Source organism: Trinickia mobilis (genome assembly GCF_017315705.1).
In the GTDB taxonomy this organism is placed as follows: Bacteria; Pseudomonadota; Gammaproteobacteria; order Burkholderiales; family Burkholderiaceae; genus Trinickia_A; species Trinickia_A mobilis.
This window is the reverse complement of sequence record NZ_JAFLRF010000034.1, coordinates 23569-40021: the sequence shown is the minus strand read 5'-3', so window position 1 is coordinate 40021 and position 16453 is coordinate 23569. Positions and strand designations below refer to the sequence as shown.

Annotated in this window: 10 protein-coding genes; 5 read left to right on the top strand and 5 right to left on the bottom strand. The window is 66.8% G+C overall.

What is annotated here, in order from left to right:
* Positions 1–20: 20 nt before the first annotated feature.
* A complete protein-coding gene (locus tag J3489_RS39130) occupies positions 21–3077 on the bottom strand; it encodes an FtsK/SpoIIIE family DNA translocase (protein ID WP_508617102.1) in 3057 nt (1018 codons plus the stop codon).
* Between the two features lie 215 nt (positions 3078–3292).
* A complete protein-coding gene (locus tag J3489_RS29290; RefSeq protein ID WP_207004317.1) occupies positions 3293–3844 on the bottom strand; it encodes an META domain-containing protein in 552 nt (183 codons plus the stop codon).
* 149 nt (positions 3845–3993) lie between these two features.
* Here J3489_RS29290 and purT point away from each other — a divergent pair, with 149 nt between their 5' ends.
* The 3 genes from purT (at position 3994) to J3489_RS29275 (ending at position 8855) form a co-directional block, all read left to right on the top strand.
* Complete coding sequence (purT, locus tag J3489_RS29285) at positions 3994–5208, top strand: formate-dependent phosphoribosylglycinamide formyltransferase (RefSeq protein WP_207004316.1); 1215 nt, start codon at positions 3994–3996, stop codon at positions 5206–5208.
* 461 nt (positions 5209–5669) lie between these two features.
* Positions 5670–7334 (top strand): acetolactate synthase large subunit, encoded by a 1665-nt coding sequence (locus J3489_RS29280; protein WP_207004315.1) that lies wholly within the window; start codon positions 5670–5672, stop codon positions 7332–7334.
* Positions 7335–7418: 84 nt separating this feature from the next.
* Positions 7419–8855 carry an aldehyde dehydrogenase family protein gene (locus J3489_RS29275; RefSeq protein ID WP_207004314.1) on the top strand — a complete coding sequence of 479 codons (1437 nt, stop codon included), beginning with the start codon at positions 7419–7421 and terminating at the stop codon, positions 8853–8855.
* Between the two features lie 243 nt (positions 8856–9098).
* On the opposite strand, the gene J3489_RS29270 is transcribed toward J3489_RS29275, so the two are convergent.
* On the bottom strand, positions 9099–9290 hold the full coding sequence (locus J3489_RS29270; RefSeq protein ID WP_207004313.1) for a hypothetical protein: 192 nt from the start codon (positions 9288–9290) through the stop codon (positions 9099–9101).
* Here J3489_RS29270 and J3489_RS29265 point away from each other — a divergent pair.
* Positions 9289–10728 (top strand): DEAD/DEAH box helicase, encoded by a 1440-nt coding sequence (locus tag J3489_RS29265; protein ID WP_207004311.1) that lies wholly within the window; start codon positions 9289–9291, stop codon positions 10726–10728. The genes J3489_RS29270 and J3489_RS29265 overlap by 2 nt on opposite strands.
* 113 nt (positions 10729–10841) lie before the next feature.
* Here J3489_RS29265 and gluQRS read toward each other — a convergent pair whose 3' ends face one another.
* Entirely contained in the window at positions 10842–11735 is an 894-nt protein-coding gene (gluQRS, locus tag J3489_RS29260) for a tRNA glutamyl-Q(34) synthetase GluQRS (RefSeq protein ID WP_207004309.1), read from the bottom strand.
* An 11-nt stretch (positions 11736–11746) separates the two neighbouring features.
* Positions 11747–12610 (bottom strand): sulfurtransferase, encoded by an 864-nt coding sequence (locus tag J3489_RS29255; RefSeq protein ID WP_207004307.1) that lies wholly within the window; start codon positions 12608–12610, stop codon positions 11747–11749.
* A gap of 262 nt (positions 12611–12872) precedes the next feature.
* Here J3489_RS29255 and dnaE point away from each other — a divergent pair, with 262 nt between their 5' ends.
* Positions 12873–16445: a DNA polymerase III subunit alpha gene (gene dnaE, locus J3489_RS29250; RefSeq protein ID WP_207004347.1), complete on the top strand. Its 3573-nt coding sequence runs from the start codon at positions 12873–12875 to the stop codon at positions 16443–16445.
* Positions 16446–16453 lie beyond the last annotated feature (8 nt).

Here is a 16453-nt window from a genome sequence, read left to right as displayed (position 1 = left end):
CCGCCGTTTTCGCTTCCCGCTTATTCCGCCGGTCCCGGCGCCAGCACTTCGCGGCTGCCGTTGATGCCCATCGACGACACCAGTCCCGCCGCCTCCATCTGCTCGACGAGCCGCGCTGCGCGGTTATAGCCGATGCGCAACTGACGCTGCACCGACGAGATAGACGCCCGCCGCGTCCGCACGACGAACGCCACGGCTTCGTCGTAGAGCGGATCGGCTTCGGGGTCGGGCGCGTCGCCGAACAGGTCCTGCGCGGCGCCTTCGCTCGCCGGGCCGTCGAGAATGCCTTCCTCGTACTGCGGCTCGCCGAACTGTTTCAAATGCTCGACGATCCGATGCACTTCCTCGTCCGCGACGAACGCGCCGTGTACGCGCTGCGGGTAGCCGGTGCCCGGCGGCAGGAACAGCATGTCACCCTGGCCGAGCAGCGACTCGGCGCCCATCTGATCGAGGATGGTGCGCGAATCGATCTTCGACGACACCTGGAAAGCGACACGGGTCGGTATGTTCGCCTTGATGAGACCGGTGATCACGTCGACCGAGGGACGCTGCGTCGCGAGAATCAGATGGATGCCGGCGGCGCGCGCCTTCTGCGCGAGCCGCGCGATCAACTCCTCGATCTTCTTGCCGGCGACCATCATCAAGTCGGCCAGCTCGTCGATCACGACGACGATGAGCGGCAGCGTCGACAGCGGCTCGGGCGCGTCGGGCGTGAGCGAGAACGGATTGGTCAGCTTCTTCTCGGCGCGCTCGGCGTCGCGCACCTTCTGGTTGAAGCTCGCAAGATTGCGCACGCCGACCGCCGACATCAGCTTGTAACGCTTCTCCATCTCGCCGACGCACCAGTTGAGCGCGTTGGCCGCGAGCTTCATGTCGGTGACGACCGGTGCGAGCAGATGCGGAATGCCCTCGTAGACGGAGAGCTCGAGCATTTTCGGATCGATCATGATGAGGCGCACGTCCTCGGGCGTCGCCTTGTAGAGCAGCGACACGATCATCGCGTTGATCGCAACCGACTTGCCCGAACCGGTCGTGCCGGCAACGAGCATGTGCGGCGCCTTGGCGAGATCGGTGACGACCGGATGACCGATGATGTCCTTGCCCATCGCGAGCGTCAGCTGCGACGTGGAGTTCTGATAGGCGCCCGCTTCGAGGATCTCCGATAGGCGGATCGTCTGCCGCCTTGCGTTCGGCAATTCGAGGCCCATGCAGGTCTTGCCGGGGATCGTCTCGACCACGCGGATCGACGTGAGGCCGAGCCCGCGCGAGAGGTCCTTCATGAGGCCGACGATCTGGCTGCCGCGCACGCCGAGAGCGGGCTCGACTTCGAAGCGCGTGATGACCGGACCGGCCGAGGCGCCGACCACCGTGACCGGCACTTTGAATTCCTGCAGCCGCTGCTCGATCAGCTGGCCGGTTTCGGCGAGGCGCTCTTCGGGGATCGGCTCGACGTCGCCGGCCGCGTGTTCGAGCAGATCGAGCGACGGCAGCTCGACCGACGATGCCTTCGGCGCGTGGAATTCGAATTCGGTCGGCGCGTGGCCGCGCAGGGCAGGGCGCGGGGCGGGCACCTCGGACGTGTCTGAAGCGGCGGGCGGGGCGATCTCGGCACGCTCGGTTACGGCGGTAGCGGGCCCGGGCAGCGATGCACCCGGGAAACGGACCACGTTCGACGGCGCGGCGTCGTTGGCAGCCGGAGCGGGCACGGGTGGCGTGTCGGGTGCGGCGCTCACACCACCTTCTTCGGCGGCGTCTGCTGCTTGGGCCAGTCCGCTTGCGATCGGTGTCACGGCAGGTTCTTCAGCCTGCAAGACCTCCGTGGCGTGAGCCGCTTCTGTCGATTGCGCATGGGCTTCAACCTGGGCGCCGAGCACAGGTGCGACGGCGGCGGAGGCTGGGTTCGCCACGACCGGCTCATCGGCAACGGCATGCGCACACGCCGTCGCAGCCGGTTCGCCGCCCGGCGCCGGGGGCGCATCGCCGGACGCCGCCCCGGCCATCGCGCTGCCGCGGCGCGCGAGACTCGCGCCGGCAAGCGTCGTCCAGCGCGCGGCGTTTTCTTCGATCGCGCGCAGCGTCTCCTGCACGCTGGCGGACGGCGCCGGCGGCGCCGCTTTGGGATCGTCCGGCTGGCGAGACGCCGTGACCGGGTAGCGGCGAGGCACCGGGCGCGGTGCCGCCGACGCCGGGCGGGGCGCGACGGGCGGACGCGGCGGCGCGTATTGCCGCGTCGCCTCGGCGGCTTTCGATGCGGTCGATCCAAGTGTGACGGGGCGCGTATTCGGCGCGCTTATCGGCATACGCGGCGCGCTGTTTCCGGTCGCGCCGAAGCCGGCGGCGAAATCGCCGAGGGGTGCGCTCGTGCTGGCCGCGGCCGCCGGCCCCATCGCCGCGATTGCGCGTCTGCCGATCAGCGCATCGGCGCCCGGCACGTCGGCGCCCGGCGCACCCGCACTTGCGGACGAGGCCGCGCTCGCCGCAGCCCCCACCGGATCGCGCAGCCGGCCGGCCGGCGCGGCGGGTTCTGCCGGCGTGCTCTCGAAGGCCCCGCTGCCGCCGCCGTGCGAGACTGCCGGGGGACGCCAGACGGTCGGCCGCGCGTAACGGCCGCCTTGCTTCGGCGCCATCGGATTCACGCTCGCGACAGAAGCGCCCGGCGCTTCGGCGGCGCGCCGGCCGCGCGGTTTGCCGTCGCGCTTTTGCCCGTCGAGCGGCAAGCCGAGTCCGAACGCGACGTTGGCCCAGCGCAGCACGCCGGTCCAGCGAAAGCCGATGAGCCACGGCACGCTCACGAACATGAGCGCGAACATCACGAGCGGCGTGCCGATGCGGCCGAACAGATGGCGGAAGCCTGCCGCGAGGGCGTGGCCGAGCCCGTCGGTGCCGCTCGAAACGAGGCTTGCCTCGATCGTGCAGCTCGCGAGCAGCACGCACGCGAAGCCGAGCCACAGGCGAATCGTGCCCGGACCGCGCAGCCCGCCGCCGCCCGGCAGCGCGGACTTTGCGAGACGCCAGAAAAGAGGAAGGAACCAGACGGCGGAGACGCCGAACCAGCCGAGAACTACCGTATGCAGCATGCTAGAGCCAGAGACTGACGAAGGACGGACACGCGTTTCTCGCGCAACCCGCCGAGTTTAACCGGTGAAGCGAGGCGCTTCTAAGACAGGGGCCGGCCGGCCGGGTGCCCGAAAGATCCGTGCAAGGCGCGCCGCGGCCACGCCCGGCGAACGGCTGCACGCGTCCGAGGCGTGCAGGCTTCGCGACGGAACATGGCGTCGGCCGGGCGCTGCGATCATTGGCCGCGAGGATGCGAAAAGATCAGCGTGTCGCCGCTTTCGAGCACGATCTGCAATTGCTGCGGCGGCTTCATTTGCACGCCCGATTTCGCGACGTGCGCGAGGCCGTCGAGATACGCGCGCTCCAGATCCCCTGCCGCGGATGGACACGCCTTGCGCGTGCTCGCGAGCGGGCCGAACGACAAGCCGCCGTTCTTGAGCGTATAGCTGCCCATATAGCGGTTGCAGCCCGAAAAGCCGCTTACGCGGCGCTGGCCGCCGGCAGTCGAGAAATCGAGCGTGAGCGCTTCGCCGTCCGTGCCGTTGTCGGCTTGCGGCAGGGCGCGCGTGGTGCCGTCGGCATGCTTCCACTCGGCCAATTGCCAGTTCGTGTCGTCGAGCAGTTGCGTGGCCGCGGGGTTGAACGGGTCGCTCGGCGGCGCGGACGAATCGGGGTGCGTCGGTATCGCGCAGGCAGCGACGAGCGTGGCGACGGTCAACGCGCTCGCCGACATCCTGGCGCGCGCAAAAACGGTTGCGCGTCGCGGCGCGATCGACTGATTCGGCATGGCCTCGTTCCTCTTCAAGCTGGCGAAGGCGTAAGGGTAACGCACTCCGCGGCCGCTGCGTTGCGCAGTCTGCCGTTCCGTCGCGCGGGTCCGGAGTGTTAACATCGCGCATTCATCGCTTCATCTCCATCGCTACCTCGGGAATTCTCATGCAGATCGGTCAACGCATCGGCACGCCGCTGTCGAAATCGGCCACGCGCGTCATGCTGCTCGGCGCGGGCGAGCTGGGCAAGGAAGTCGTCATCGCGCTGCAGCGGCTCGGCGTCGAAGTGATCGCCGTCGATCGCTATCCGAACGCGCCCGGCCATCAGGTCGCGCATCGCGCGCACGTCATCGACATGACGGACCGCAGCGCGCTCGTCGATCTCGTCAAAGCGGAGAAGCCGCATCTGATCGTGCCGGAAATCGAAGCGATCGCCACCGATGCGCTCGCCGAGATCGAAGCCGCCGGCCTCGCCGAAGTCATCCCCACCGCGCGCGCGACCCAGCTCACGATGAATCGCGAAGGCATCCGGCGCCTTGCCGCCGAAGAGCTTGGGCTCGCCACGTCGCCCTATGCGTTCGCGCAGTCGCTCGGCGAACTGAAGGCGGCGGTCGCGCCGATCGGCTATCCGTGCGTCGTGAAGCCGGTGATGTCGTCGTCGGGCAAGGGGCAGTCGGTGCTCAAGGGCGATGCCGACGTCGAGCCCGCGTGGCGGTACGCGATGGCAGGCGGCCGCGTGAACCACGGGCGCGTGATCGTCGAGGGCTTCATCGACTTCGACTACGAGATCACCCAGCTCACCGTGCGCGCGATCGATCCCGCAAACGGCAATACGGAGACGTACTTCTGCGAGCCGGTTGGCCATGTGCAAGTGGCGGGCGACTACGTCGAATCGTGGCAGCCGCAGCCGATGAGCGCCGTCGCGCTCGAACGTTCGCGCGACATCGCGCACAAGGTGACGGCGGCGCTCGGCGGCCGCGGGCTGTTCGGCGTCGAGCTGTTCGTGCGCGGCGACGACGTGTGGTTCTCGGAAGTGAGCCCGCGTCCGCACGACACCGGGCTCGTCACGCTGTGCTCGCAGCGCTTTTCCGAGTTCGAGCTGCATGCGCGCGCGATTCTCGGCCTGCCGGTGGACACGTCGCTCTCCGCGCCGGGTGCTTCGGCCGTGATCTACGGCGGCCTCGAAGAAGCGGGCATCGCGTTCGAGGGCGTGCGTGAAGCGCTCGCGGTGCCGTTCACCGACCTGCGCCTCTTCGGCAAGCCGGAAAGCTTCAAGAAGCGCCGCATGGGCGTCGCGCTCGCGACGGGCAACGATATCGAAGCGGCGCGCGAACGCGCGAAGGCCGCGGCGGCCAAGGTGCGGCCGGTATCGGCGGGCTGACGGTCCGATCGGCGCCCGCAGGCTCGCGGCGTCCGGCGCGAAATATCGGGCCGAGAGCTACACCGGGTGGACCAAAGGGCTGCAGGCCGGTCTCTATGACGAGATGGCGGGCGCGAATGCGCCGCCCATCCTCGCCGGCTGCGTGACGCTGCGCTGAAGCCGCAAGCGCGGCGCTTCGGCGTGAGCGTCCCGCTTTCCCGCAGCTCGTGCGCCGCTCGCTGCGCGACCCGCCCCAATCCCCTAGAATCAAACTTCGCTTCCGCCGTATTCGGCCAACTCCCGGCCGCTTAGGCGGGCGCGCTTCTCCTATCGATGGGCCGTGAACGGCCGGCGTGCGTTGCCTCGCGGCGCACGCGCGGCGTCTTCGTCCGGCGCGGCGGATCAGCGCGGCGTCGACGGTTCGTTCCATGGCCCGCTGGCGCGGGGCAGGGCCCTGCGCGTCGTCCCAAGCGAGGCCGCTCATGAAAGCATCGGATCTATTCGTCAAGGCGCTGGAAGCCGAAAACGTCGAGTACGTGTTCGGGATTCCCGGTGAAGAAAACCTCGATCTGCTCGAGTCGCTGCGCCGCTCGAGAATCAAGCTCGTGCTGACGCGCCACGAACAGGCGGCGGGCTTCATGGCGGCAACATACGGGCGCCTGACCGGCCGCACGGGCGTTTGCCTGTCGACGCTCGGGCCCGGCGCCACCAACTTCGTCACGGCCGCCGCGTACGCGCAGCTGGGCGGCATGCCGATGCTGATGGTCACGGGCCAAAAGCCGATCAAGTCGAGCAAGCAGGGGCACTTTCAGATCGTCGACGTCGTGCGGATGATGGAGCCGCTGACGAAATACACGCGGCAGATCGTCTCGATCGGCAATATTCCGGCGACCGTGCGCGAGGCGTTCCGGCGCGCGGAGGACGAGCGCCCCGGCGCCGTGCACCTCGAATTGCCCGAGGACGTCGCGCACGAAGAGGGCGACGGCAAGCCGATTCCGAAGAGCTACAGCCGCCGCCCGGTCGCCGAGGACAAGGCGGTGGAGCGCGCGGTCGCGGCGATCGTCGCCGCCAAGCGGCCGCTCCTGATGGTGGGCGCGGGCGGCAACCGCACGACGACGCGCACCGTGCTCGGCGAATTCGTCGACCAGATCGGCATCCCGTTCTTCACGACGCAGATGGGCAAGGGCGTCATCGACGAATCGCATCCGCTGTGGCTCGGCAACGCCACGCTCTCGGACGGCGACTTCGTCCACCGCGCGATCGACCACGCCGACTGCATCATCAACGTCGGCCACGATGTGATCGAGAAGCCGCCGTTCTTCATGCGCAGCGCCGATGCCGGCGACAAGACCGTGATTCATGTGAACTTTCTCGGCGCGCAGGTCGACCCGGTCTATTTCCCGCAGATCGAGGTGGTCGGCGATATCGCGAACGCGGTCTGGCAGATGAAGGAAAGCCTGAAACAGAAGCGCGAAGCGGCCAAATGGGACTTTTCGCGCTTCATGGACATCAAGGCGCACTTCGACGCGCATCTCGCGAAAGGCCAGCACGACGAGCGCTTCCCGCTCTACCCGGTGCGGATCGTCCACGACGTGCAGGAGGAGATGTCCGGGGACGGCATCATTTGTCTGGACAACGGCATGTACAAGATCTGGTTCGCGCGCTACTACCGCGCGCACGAGCCGAATGCGCTGTTGCTCGACAACGCGCTCGCGTCGATGGGGGCGGGGCTGCCGTCGGCGATCGCGACCAAGATCGTCCACCCGGCGCGCAAGGTGATGGCGATCTGCGGCGACGGCGGCTTCATGATGAATTCGCAGGAACTGGAGACGGCGGTGCGTCTCAAGCTCGATCTCGTGATCCTGGTCGTGCGCGACGACGCGTTCGGGATGATCCGCTGGAAGCAGGAAAACATGAATTTCCCCGACTACGGCATGACGCTTGCGAACCCCGACTTTGTCGCGTACGCGCAGAGCTACGGCGCACAAGGGCACCGCGTGGAATCGGCGGACGCGTTCGCGCCCCTGATCCGCGAGTGCTTCGCGACGCCGGGCGTGCACCTGGTCGACGTGCCGATCGACTACTCCGACAACGAGCGGGTCCTCAACCGCGAAATCAAGCGCTTGAGCGCCGCTTTGGCGATTTGAGGCCAGTCTGCGGCCGAGCCATCACGACGCGTGGCCACGCTGAGTTACGCTCAGTCACGCGCATCGCACCAAGGAGAACGTGTCATGTTGCAGAAGACTTACCCGTACTACCTCGCGAACCGGCCCGTCGAGGCCAATACGGATCTCGAGGTCACCGATAAATTCACCGGCGAAGTCGCGACCCGCGTCGCGATGGCGGATGCCAAGGCCATCGACGAAGCGATCGGCCGCGCGGTCAGCGCGCAGCACGCGCTGCGCGAATTCCCGCCGTACGCGCGCCAGGCGGTGCTCGAGCACTGCGTGAAGCGCTTTCGCGAGCGCTTCGACGAGCTGGCGATGGCGCTATGCATCGAGGCCGGCAAGCCGATCAACGACTCGAAAGGCGAAGTGACGCGCCTGATCGATACGTTCAAGGTGGCGTCCGAGGAAGCGGTCCGCATCGACGGCGAGATCATCAATCTGGAGATTTCGCCGCGCGCGCGCGGCTATCACGGCTACGCGAAGCGCGTGCCGATCGGGCCGTGCTCGTTCATCTCGCCGTTCAACTTCCCGCTGAACCTCGCCGCCCACAAGGTCGCGCCCGCGATCGCGGCCGGCTGCCCGTTCGTGCTGAAGCCCGCGAGCCGCACGCCGATCGGCGCGCTGATCATGGGCGAGGTCCTCGCACAGACCGATCTGCCGGAAGGCGCGTTCTCGATCCTGCCCGCGCATCGCGACGGCGCGGACCTCTTCACGACCGACGAGCGCTTCAAGCTGCTGTCCTTCACCGGGTCGCCCGCGGTCGGCTGGGAGCTCAAGAAGAAGGCCGGCAAGAAGAAGGTGATTCTGGAGCTGGGCGGCAACGCGGCGGCGATCGTCGACGGCGATCAGCACGACCGGCTCGACTACGTGGTAGAGCGCCTCGCGTTCGGTGCGTTCTATCAGTCGGGGCAGAGCTGCATCGGCGTGCAGCGGATTCTCGCGCACGTCGACATCTACGACGCGCTGCGCGAAAAGCTGATCGCGAAAACGAAGTCGCTCAAGATGGGCGACCCGAAAGACCCGCAGACTTTCGTCGGACCGATGATCTCGGAATCCGAGTCGAACCGGCTCGCCGGATGGATGGAGCAGGCCGTGCTCGCGGGCGCGAAGATCGTCGCGGGCGGCAAGGTGGACGGCGCGATGTTCGAAGCGACGCTCCTCGAAGGCGTGCATCGCGATCAGGACCTGTACCGCAAGGAAGCGTTCGGGCCGGTCGCCGTCATCGAGAAGTTCAGCGATTTCGATCAGGCGCTGCTGACGGTCAACGACAGCGACTTCGGCCTGCAGGCAGGCGTGTTCACCGATTCGCTCGCGCACGCGCACCGCGCGTGGGACGTGCTGGATGTGGGCGGCGTCGTGATCAACGACGTGCCGTCGTTCCGCGTCGACAACATGCCGTATGGCGGGGTCAAGGATTCGGGCCTCGGGCGCGAGGGCATCCGCTACGCGATCGAGGACATGACCGAGCTGCGCCTCATGGTGATGCGCGAGCTGCGCTGAGCGCTGTCACGCCGTTGCCGTCTGCGGCGGCTACGCTGGTGAGCATTTTGTGCCGCTCACGCGAGCGTCGGCGGGCGCGAGCGGTGCGGTGCTACAATACCGGCCTTTCCGGCGGGGTTCCGCGCTGCGGACGTCCGCCGGCTGGAGCCGGCCACACGTTCGGTCGAATTGCTTGGTGCCCGTCCGGTTGGTCCGGGCGAGCCGTCAGGGCCGATTGCACGATATGGCTTGAGTCTGCGGCGCCTATGTATCGAGCGCCTGACGTGTCCCGATGAGTTCGAGGTTGCTCGGCGTTGATTGTCGACGCCGCATCGGGAGTGCATCGAGCAGCCGTCGCTCCACCTTCATTCCGATGCCTTCGAGCGGCTGTGGCCGCTGCCGTCCGCGCTTCACCGACACGACGCCCCACGGCGCATTTTTAGCGAAAGCCACCATGTCCGATCCTGCTGTCACGCCTGTCCAACCGACCTTCGATCAGTTCGGCTTCGCCGCCGACATCCTGAAAGCCGTCGCGGAGCAGGGCTACACGACGCCCACGCCGATCCAGGCGCAGGCGATTCCGGTCGTGCTGTCCGGCCGCGACGTGATGGGCGCCGCGCAGACCGGCACCGGCAAGACGGCGAGCTTCTCGCTGCCGATCATCCAGCGGCTGCTGCCGCAGGCGAGCACGAGCGCATCGCCGGCCCGCCACCCGGTCCGCGCGCTGATCCTCACGCCGACGCGCGAACTCGCCGACCAGGTCGCCGCGAATGTGCAGTCGTACGCGAAGCACACGCCGCTGCGCAGTGCGGTGGTGTTCGGCGGAGTCGACATGAATCCGCAATCGGCCGAGCTGCGGCGCGGCGTCGAAATCCTGATCGCGACGCCGGGCCGCCTGCTCGACCACGTTCAGCAGAAGACCGCGAATCTCGGCCAGGTGCAGATCCTGGTGCTCGACGAGGCCGACCGCATGCTCGACATGGGGTTCCTGCCCGACTTGCAGCGCATCCTGAACCTGCTGCCGAAGGAGCGCCAGACGCTGCTCTTCTCCGCGACGTTCTCGGGCGAAATCAAGAAGCTCGCGTCGACTTACCTGCGCAATCCGCAGACGATCGAAGTCGCGCGCAGCAATTCGACGGCCGCCAACGTGACGCAGATCGTCTACGAGGTGGCCGAAGGCGACAAGCAGCCCGCGGTCGTGCAGTTGATCCGCGAGCGCGGCTTGAAGCAGGTGCTCGTGTTCTGCAACAGCAAGATCGGCGCAGGACGCCTCGCTCGCCAGCTCGAACGCGACGGCGTGGTGGCGACGGCCATTCACGGCGACAAGTCGCAGCTCGAGCGGATGCAGGCGCTCGACGCGTTCAAGCGCGGCGAGATTGAGGCTTTGGTTGCGACCGACGTCGCGGCTCGCGGGCTCGATATCGCCGAACTGCCGGCCGTCATCAATTTCGATTTGCCGTTCAACGCCGAAGACTACGTGCACCGGATCGGCCGCACGGGCCGGGCAGGGGCGTCGGGCGATGCGCTGTCGCTGTGCAGCCCGAACGAGCGCAAGCAGCTCGCCGACATCGAGAAGCTGATCAAGCGGCCGCTCGACGTCGAGCGGCTGGCCGTCGATGCGCCGGTGCGCCACCTCCGCGAAGAGCGGGGCCGCCGCGATCGCGACGACCGTGAGGAGCGTTCCAGCCGCCGCCGCACGGGGACCTTCGAGCGCACGCACCATCGGCATGCGCCCATCGACGATTTCTTCCTGAAGCCTTACGAGCCGTCGCCGTCCGCGCTGAAGCGCGATGACGCGCCGGCGCCGGAGCCGGTCGGCAAGCCGGCGGCGAAGCAGCCGCTCGCGGCATTGCTGGGCGGCTTTGGGATGCCGCGGAAGACGACGTCGTCGTGATAGCCCGGGCGTGGCGGCTCGCCGTTAGGAAAGCCGCCCGACGAACCCGGCGAAGCACTAGCTGGCTGGGCAATCGCTGAAGGCCGAACGGCCGATCACAACGCTCGCGCAATTTAGTCCGTTTCTTGCGCTTCGACGAAGCGTTTCGCCCAGAGCGCCGTGGCTTGCGCGTAGAAGGCATCGCGTGAGGCCCGGGTGGGCGCGCCGAGTTCGAGCCCAAGGTGGCGCGCCGCAATGCCGAGCATGGGCAGCGGATCGCCCGCATCGAGCGCCGCCGCGCCGGTCTGCTTGCTGAGCTTTTCCCCTTCCTCGTCGACTACCACCGGCACGTGCAGATAGGCCGGTGTCGCCACGCCAAGGCAGCGCTGCAAATAAATCTGACGCGCGGTCGAATCGAGCAGGTCCGCGCCGCGCACCACGTGCGTGATACCGCTATCGGCATCGTCGACGACGACCGCCAACTGATACGCCCATTGCCCATCCGCACGCTTCAAGACGAAATCGCCGACGTCCGTCGCGAGATTTTGCGTTTGCGCGTGCTGCCAGCGATCGTCGAGCGTGACGATCGCCGCATCGCCGTCGGGCACGCGCAGGCGCCATGCGCGCGCGGGTTTGCCGTTCAGGCCGTGACGGCACGTGCCGGGGTAGGCGAGCGTCGTGTTGCGCGCGTGCGCGTTGAGTAGCGAGTCGGCGATTTCCTTGCGCGTGCACCCGCATGGGTAGACGAAGCCCGCTCGATCGAGCGCGTCAAACGCTTGCCGGTAGCGCGCGGTGCGCGTGCTTTGCCAGATGGGCGGTTCGTCGGCACGCATGCCGAAGCGCTCCAGCATGGCGAGGATGTCTTCCGCCGCACCGGGCACGTTGCGCGGACCGTCGATATCCTCGATCCGCACGAGCCAAGCGCCGCGATGCGCGCGCGCATCGAGATAACTCGCCAATGCACCGACGAGCGAGCCGAAGTGCAGCGGCCCGGTAGGCGACGGCGCGAAGCGGCCGCGATAGGGCATTGACCCGGTCATCAAGCCGCGCGCGCGGCGTCCTTCCGCGGATGGCACGCGGGGCACGTCTTGCCCGGCGCGTAGAGCGGCGACTTCTGCGCCTCGGGCGTGACGACCGCGCGGCAGCTGAAGCATTGCTCGGTGGCAGTCGGTTCGAGCTGCGGATTGAGCGCGGTGCGGTAGTCGAACACGAAGCATTCGCCGTGATAGTGGGCGCCGCCGACTTCCTCGAAGTATTTGAGAATGCCGCCTTCGAGCTGGTAGACGTTCTCGACGCCGACCTCCTTCATGTGAATCGCGGCCTTCTCGCAGCGAATCCCGCCGGTGCAGAACGACACGACGGTCTTGCCTTCGAGGTCTGCGCGGTTCTTCTCGATCACTTCCGGAAACTCGCTGAACTTCGTGATGCGGTAGTCGAGCGCGTGATCGAAGGTGCCGACGTCGACTTCGAACGCGTTGCGCGTATCGAGCATCACGACGGGGCGGCCTTCGTCGTCGTGGCCGCGGTCGAGCCAGGCCTTGAGCGTGGGAGCGTCGACGGACGGCGCACGGCCCAGTTCGGGCTTGATCGCCGGTTTGTTCATCGTGATGATTTCGCGCTTGATCTTGACGAGCATGCGCTTGAACGGCTGCGTTTCCGACACGCTTTCCTTGAACTGCAGGTCGGCGAATTTGCCCTCGAAAAGCGGATCGCGGCGAAGGTAGCCGATGAATTCGCGGGCAGCTTCCGGCGTGCCGGCGATGAAGAGATTGATGCCTTCGGGCGCAAGCAGGATCGTGCCCCGCAGCCCTAGCGCCACGCACTTTTCGGTGACGAGCGGACGCCATTCCGGGATGGCGTCGAGCGTGGCGAATTGGTAGGCGGCGAGATTGACGATGCTCATGATGGTCCGGCGGTAAAAGCAAATAGCGGCTGCGGTGGCGCGGCGTGCGCGAGGTCTTGGCAGGCGAGGCGGCGGCGCGGCAGCGCTAGTGGCGAAAACCCGTATTATCCCGCAAACGGCCGATCGGCCCGCAATAGGCCGGATGGCCAAACGCCGCTGATCGATTCCCTCTTTTTGCCGCGCGCCGATGCGCTGCGGCGAGCCTTGTCCGAACGGCCAACGCAGCGTTTTCCGCGCGAACGCGTGAAGGGGCGGATGTACAATAGCGCCCATGTCAGATCCCCGCTTTGTCCATCTCCGCGTCCACTCCGAGTTCTCGATCGCCGACGGCATCGTTCGCCTTGACGACATCGTCAAAGCCGCCGCCGACGACGGCCAGGGCGCACTCGCATTGACCGATCTCGGCAACGCGTTCGGCCTCGTCCGTTTCTACAAGGAAGCCCGCGACAAGGGGGTCAAACCCATTGCCGGCTGCGATGTCTGGATCACCAATCCCGACGATCGCGACAAGCCATCGCGTTTGCTCTTGCTCGTCAAGGACCGCCGCGGCTACCTCAACTTGTGCGAACTGCTCACGAAGGCATGGCTCACGAACCAGTATCGCGGGCGCGCGGAGGTCGAGGGCGAGTGGCTCGAATCCGGTCTTGAGCAAGGCCTGCTCGCGATTTCCGGGGCGCAGCAGGGCGACATCGGTCTTGCGCTTGCCGCCGGCAACGAGGAAGCGGCGAAGCGTTGCGCACAGCGCTGGGCCAAGCGCTTTCCGAGCGCGTTCTATATCGAGCTGCAACGCTGCGGCCAGCCCGGCGGCGAGGCCTATGTGCAGCAGGCGGTCGCGCTTGCCGCGGCGCTCAAGCTACCCGTGGCGGCCACGCACCCGACGCAGTTCATGACGCCCGACGACTTCACCGCGCACGAAGCGCGCGTGTGCATTTCGGAAGGCGACATCCTCGCGAATCCGCGTCGTCAGAAACGCTTCACGACCGAGCAGTTTTTTCGCACGCAGGAAGAAATGGCCGCGCTCTTCGCGGACATTCCCTCCGCGCTCGCGAACACGGTCGAAATCGCGAAGCGCTGCAACCTGACGCTCGAACTCGGCAAGCCGAAGCTGCCGCTTTTTCCGACGCCCGACGGCATGTCGCTCGACGACTACCTCGTGCAGCTGTCGAAGGAAGGCCTCGAAAAGCGTCTCGAGCAGCTGTATCCGAACCAGGCGGAACGCGACCAGCAGCGCAATACGTACTGCCAGCGTCTCGATTTCGAGTGCGGCACGATCATCAAGATGGGCTTTCCGGGCTACTTCCTGATCGTGGCGGACTTCATCAACTGGGCGAAGAACAACGGCGTGCCGGTCGGCCCGGGACGGGGTTCGGGCGCGGGTTCGCTCGTCGCGTACGCGCTCGGCATCACCGATCTCGACCCGCTGCGCTACAACCTGCTGTTCGAACGCTTCCTGAATCCGGAGCGCGTGTCGATGCCCGACTTCGATATCGATTTCTGCCAGGAAGGGCGCGATCGCGTCATCCAGTACGTGAAGGGCAAGTACGGCGCCGATGCGGTCTCGCAGATCGCAACGTTCGGCACGATGGCTGCCAAAGCGGCGGTGCGCGATATCGGCCGCGTGCTCGATCTCGGCTACATGTTCACCGATGGCGTCGCGAAGCTGATTCCGTTCAAGCCCGGCAAGCACGTGACGATTGCCGACGCGATGAAGGAAGAGCCGCTCTTGCAGGAGCGCAACGACAACGAAGACGAAGTGCGGCAGCTTCTCGAGCTGGCACAGCGCGTCGAAGGTCTCACGCGTAACGTCGGCATGCATGCGGGCGGGGTGCTGATTGCACCGGGCAAGCTCACCGATTTCTGCCCGCTCTATACGCAAGGCGACGACGGCGGCGTCGTCAGCCAGTACGACAAGGACGACGTCGAAGCGGTCGGCCTCGTGAAGTTCGACTTTCTGGGCCTGACCACGCTCACGATTCTCGATTGGGCCGAGCGCTACATCCGCCGGCTCGATCCGTCGAAGGAGGATTGGTCGCTCGCCCAAGTGCCGCTCGACGACCCCGCATCGTTCTCGATCCTCAAGAAAGCGAATACGGTCGCCGTGTTCCAGCTGGAAAGCCGCGGCATGCAAGGCATGCTGAAGGACGCCCAGCCCGACCGCTTCGAGGACATCATCGCGCTTGTGGCGCTGTATCGTCCGGGCCCGATGGACCTGATCCCGAGCTTCTGTGCGCGTAAGCACGGGCGCGAGGTGGTCGAGTATCCGGATCCGCGCGTCGAACCTGTCCTGAAGGAGACCTACGGCATCATGGTCTATCAGGAGCAGGTGATGCAGATGGCGCAGATCATCGGCTGCTATTCGCTCGGCGGCGCCGACTTGCTGCGCCGCGCGATGGGCAAGAAAAAGCCCGAGGAAATGGCGAAGCATCGCGAGCTGTTCCGCGAAGGCGCCGCGAAGAACGGCCTCACCGGCGAGAAGGCCGACGAAATCTTCGACTTGATGGAGAAGTTTGCGGGCTACGGCTTCAACAAGTCGCATGCTGCGGCCTATGCGCTGCTCGCTTACTACACCGCGTGGCTGAAAGCGCACCATCCGGCCGAGTTCATGGCAGCCAACATGAGCTTGGCGATGGACGACACCGACAAGGTCAAGATCCTGTTCGAAGATTGCCTGACGAACGGGATGGTCATGCTGCCGCCTGACATCAACCGCTCGGCGTACCGTTTCGAGCCGGTCGCCGAAGCCGACGGCAAGCGCTCGCGCACGATCCGCTACGGGCTCGGCGCGGTGAAGGGCAGCGGCCAGAACGCGATCGAAGAAATTCTGCGGGCGCGCGAAGAGGGGCCGTTCCAGGATCTGTTCGATTTCTGTGCGCGCATCGACCGGCGCGTCGTCAACCGCCGCACGGTCGAAGCGCTGATCCGCGCGGGTGCGTTCGATACGCTCCATGACAACCGCGCGCAACTGATCGCCTCGGTCCCGCTCGCGATGGAGGCCGCCGATCAGGCGAGCGCGAACGCGATGCAGGCGGGCTTGTTCGACATGGGCGATGCGCCGTCGCAAGGGCACGAGCTCGTCGCCGAACCCGCATGGCACGAGAAGAAAAAGCTGCAGGAAGAAAAGAGTGCGCTGGGCTTTTATCTGTCCGGCCACCTGTTCGATGCCTACCAGGACGAAGTGCGCCGCTTCGTGCGCCAGAAGCTCGGCGAGCTTAAGGAAGGGCGCGACAAGCTGGTCGCCGGCATCATCTCGTCGCTGCGCACGCAGATGACTCAGCGCGGCAAGATGCTGATCGTGCTGATCGACGATGGCACAGGACAGTGCGAAGTCACGGTCTTCAACGAGCAGTTCGAGGCGCACAAGGCGCTTTTCAAGGAAGACGAGTTGCTGGTCGTCCAAGGCCAAGCGCGCAACGATGCGTTCACAGGCGGCATCCGGTTCACCGTCGATACCGTGATGGATCTCGAGCGCGCGCGCAGCCGCTACGCGCAGGCGGTCAAGGTGCAGATGAACGGCAACGCGGACGCGCTCGCACTGCGCCGCGTACTCGAAGCGCATTGCGCGGGGCCGGCTGTGGCGGCCGAACCGGCTGCGGCCTCCGCGTCGGCCCGGCCTGCGCGAGGCGGCCCGGCGGGCCGTGGCGGCTCCGGCGGAGACGGCCGGCAGCGCGCGCCCGTCAATATTCCGAATGGCCTTGCCGTGCAGATCGTTTATCGCAGCGATCACGCCGAGGGCGAAGTGCGGCTCGGCGACGAGTGGCGCGTGAAGCCGACCGACGAATTGTTGGCGGCGTTGCGCGGCGAGTTTGAGGGAAGCGCGATCGAGATCGTTTATTGAGTCCCCGA

What these genes read in the sequence shown, in the direction of transcription:
- J3489_RS39130 (WP_508617102.1), bottom strand. Translation starts at nt 3,077, where the DNA reads ATGCTGCATACGGTAGTTCTCGGCTGGTTCGGCGTCTCCGCCGTCTGG.
- J3489_RS29290 (WP_207004317.1), bottom strand. Translation starts at nt 3,844, where the DNA reads ATGCCGAATCAGTCGATCGCGCCGCGACGCGCAACCGTTTTTGCGCGC.
- purT (WP_207004316.1), top strand. Translation starts at nt 3,994, where the DNA reads ATGCAGATCGGTCAACGCATCGGCACGCCGCTGTCGAAATCGGCCACG.
- J3489_RS29280 (WP_207004315.1), top strand. Translation starts at nt 5,670, where the DNA reads ATGAAAGCATCGGATCTATTCGTCAAGGCGCTGGAAGCCGAAAACGTC.
- J3489_RS29275 (WP_207004314.1), top strand. Translation starts at nt 7,419, where the DNA reads ATGTTGCAGAAGACTTACCCGTACTACCTCGCGAACCGGCCCGTCGAG.
- J3489_RS29265 (WP_207004311.1), top strand. Translation starts at nt 9,289, where the DNA reads ATGTCCGATCCTGCTGTCACGCCTGTCCAACCGACCTTCGATCAGTTC.
- J3489_RS29270 (WP_207004313.1), bottom strand. Translation starts at nt 9,290, where the DNA reads ATGGTGGCTTTCGCTAAAAATGCGCCGTGGGGCGTCGTGTCGGTGAAG.
- gluQRS (WP_207004309.1), bottom strand. Translation starts at nt 11,735, where the DNA reads ATGCCCTATCGCGGCCGCTTCGCGCCGTCGCCTACCGGGCCGCTGCAC.
- J3489_RS29255 (WP_207004307.1), bottom strand. Translation starts at nt 12,610, where the DNA reads ATGAGCATCGTCAATCTCGCCGCCTACCAATTCGCCACGCTCGACGCC.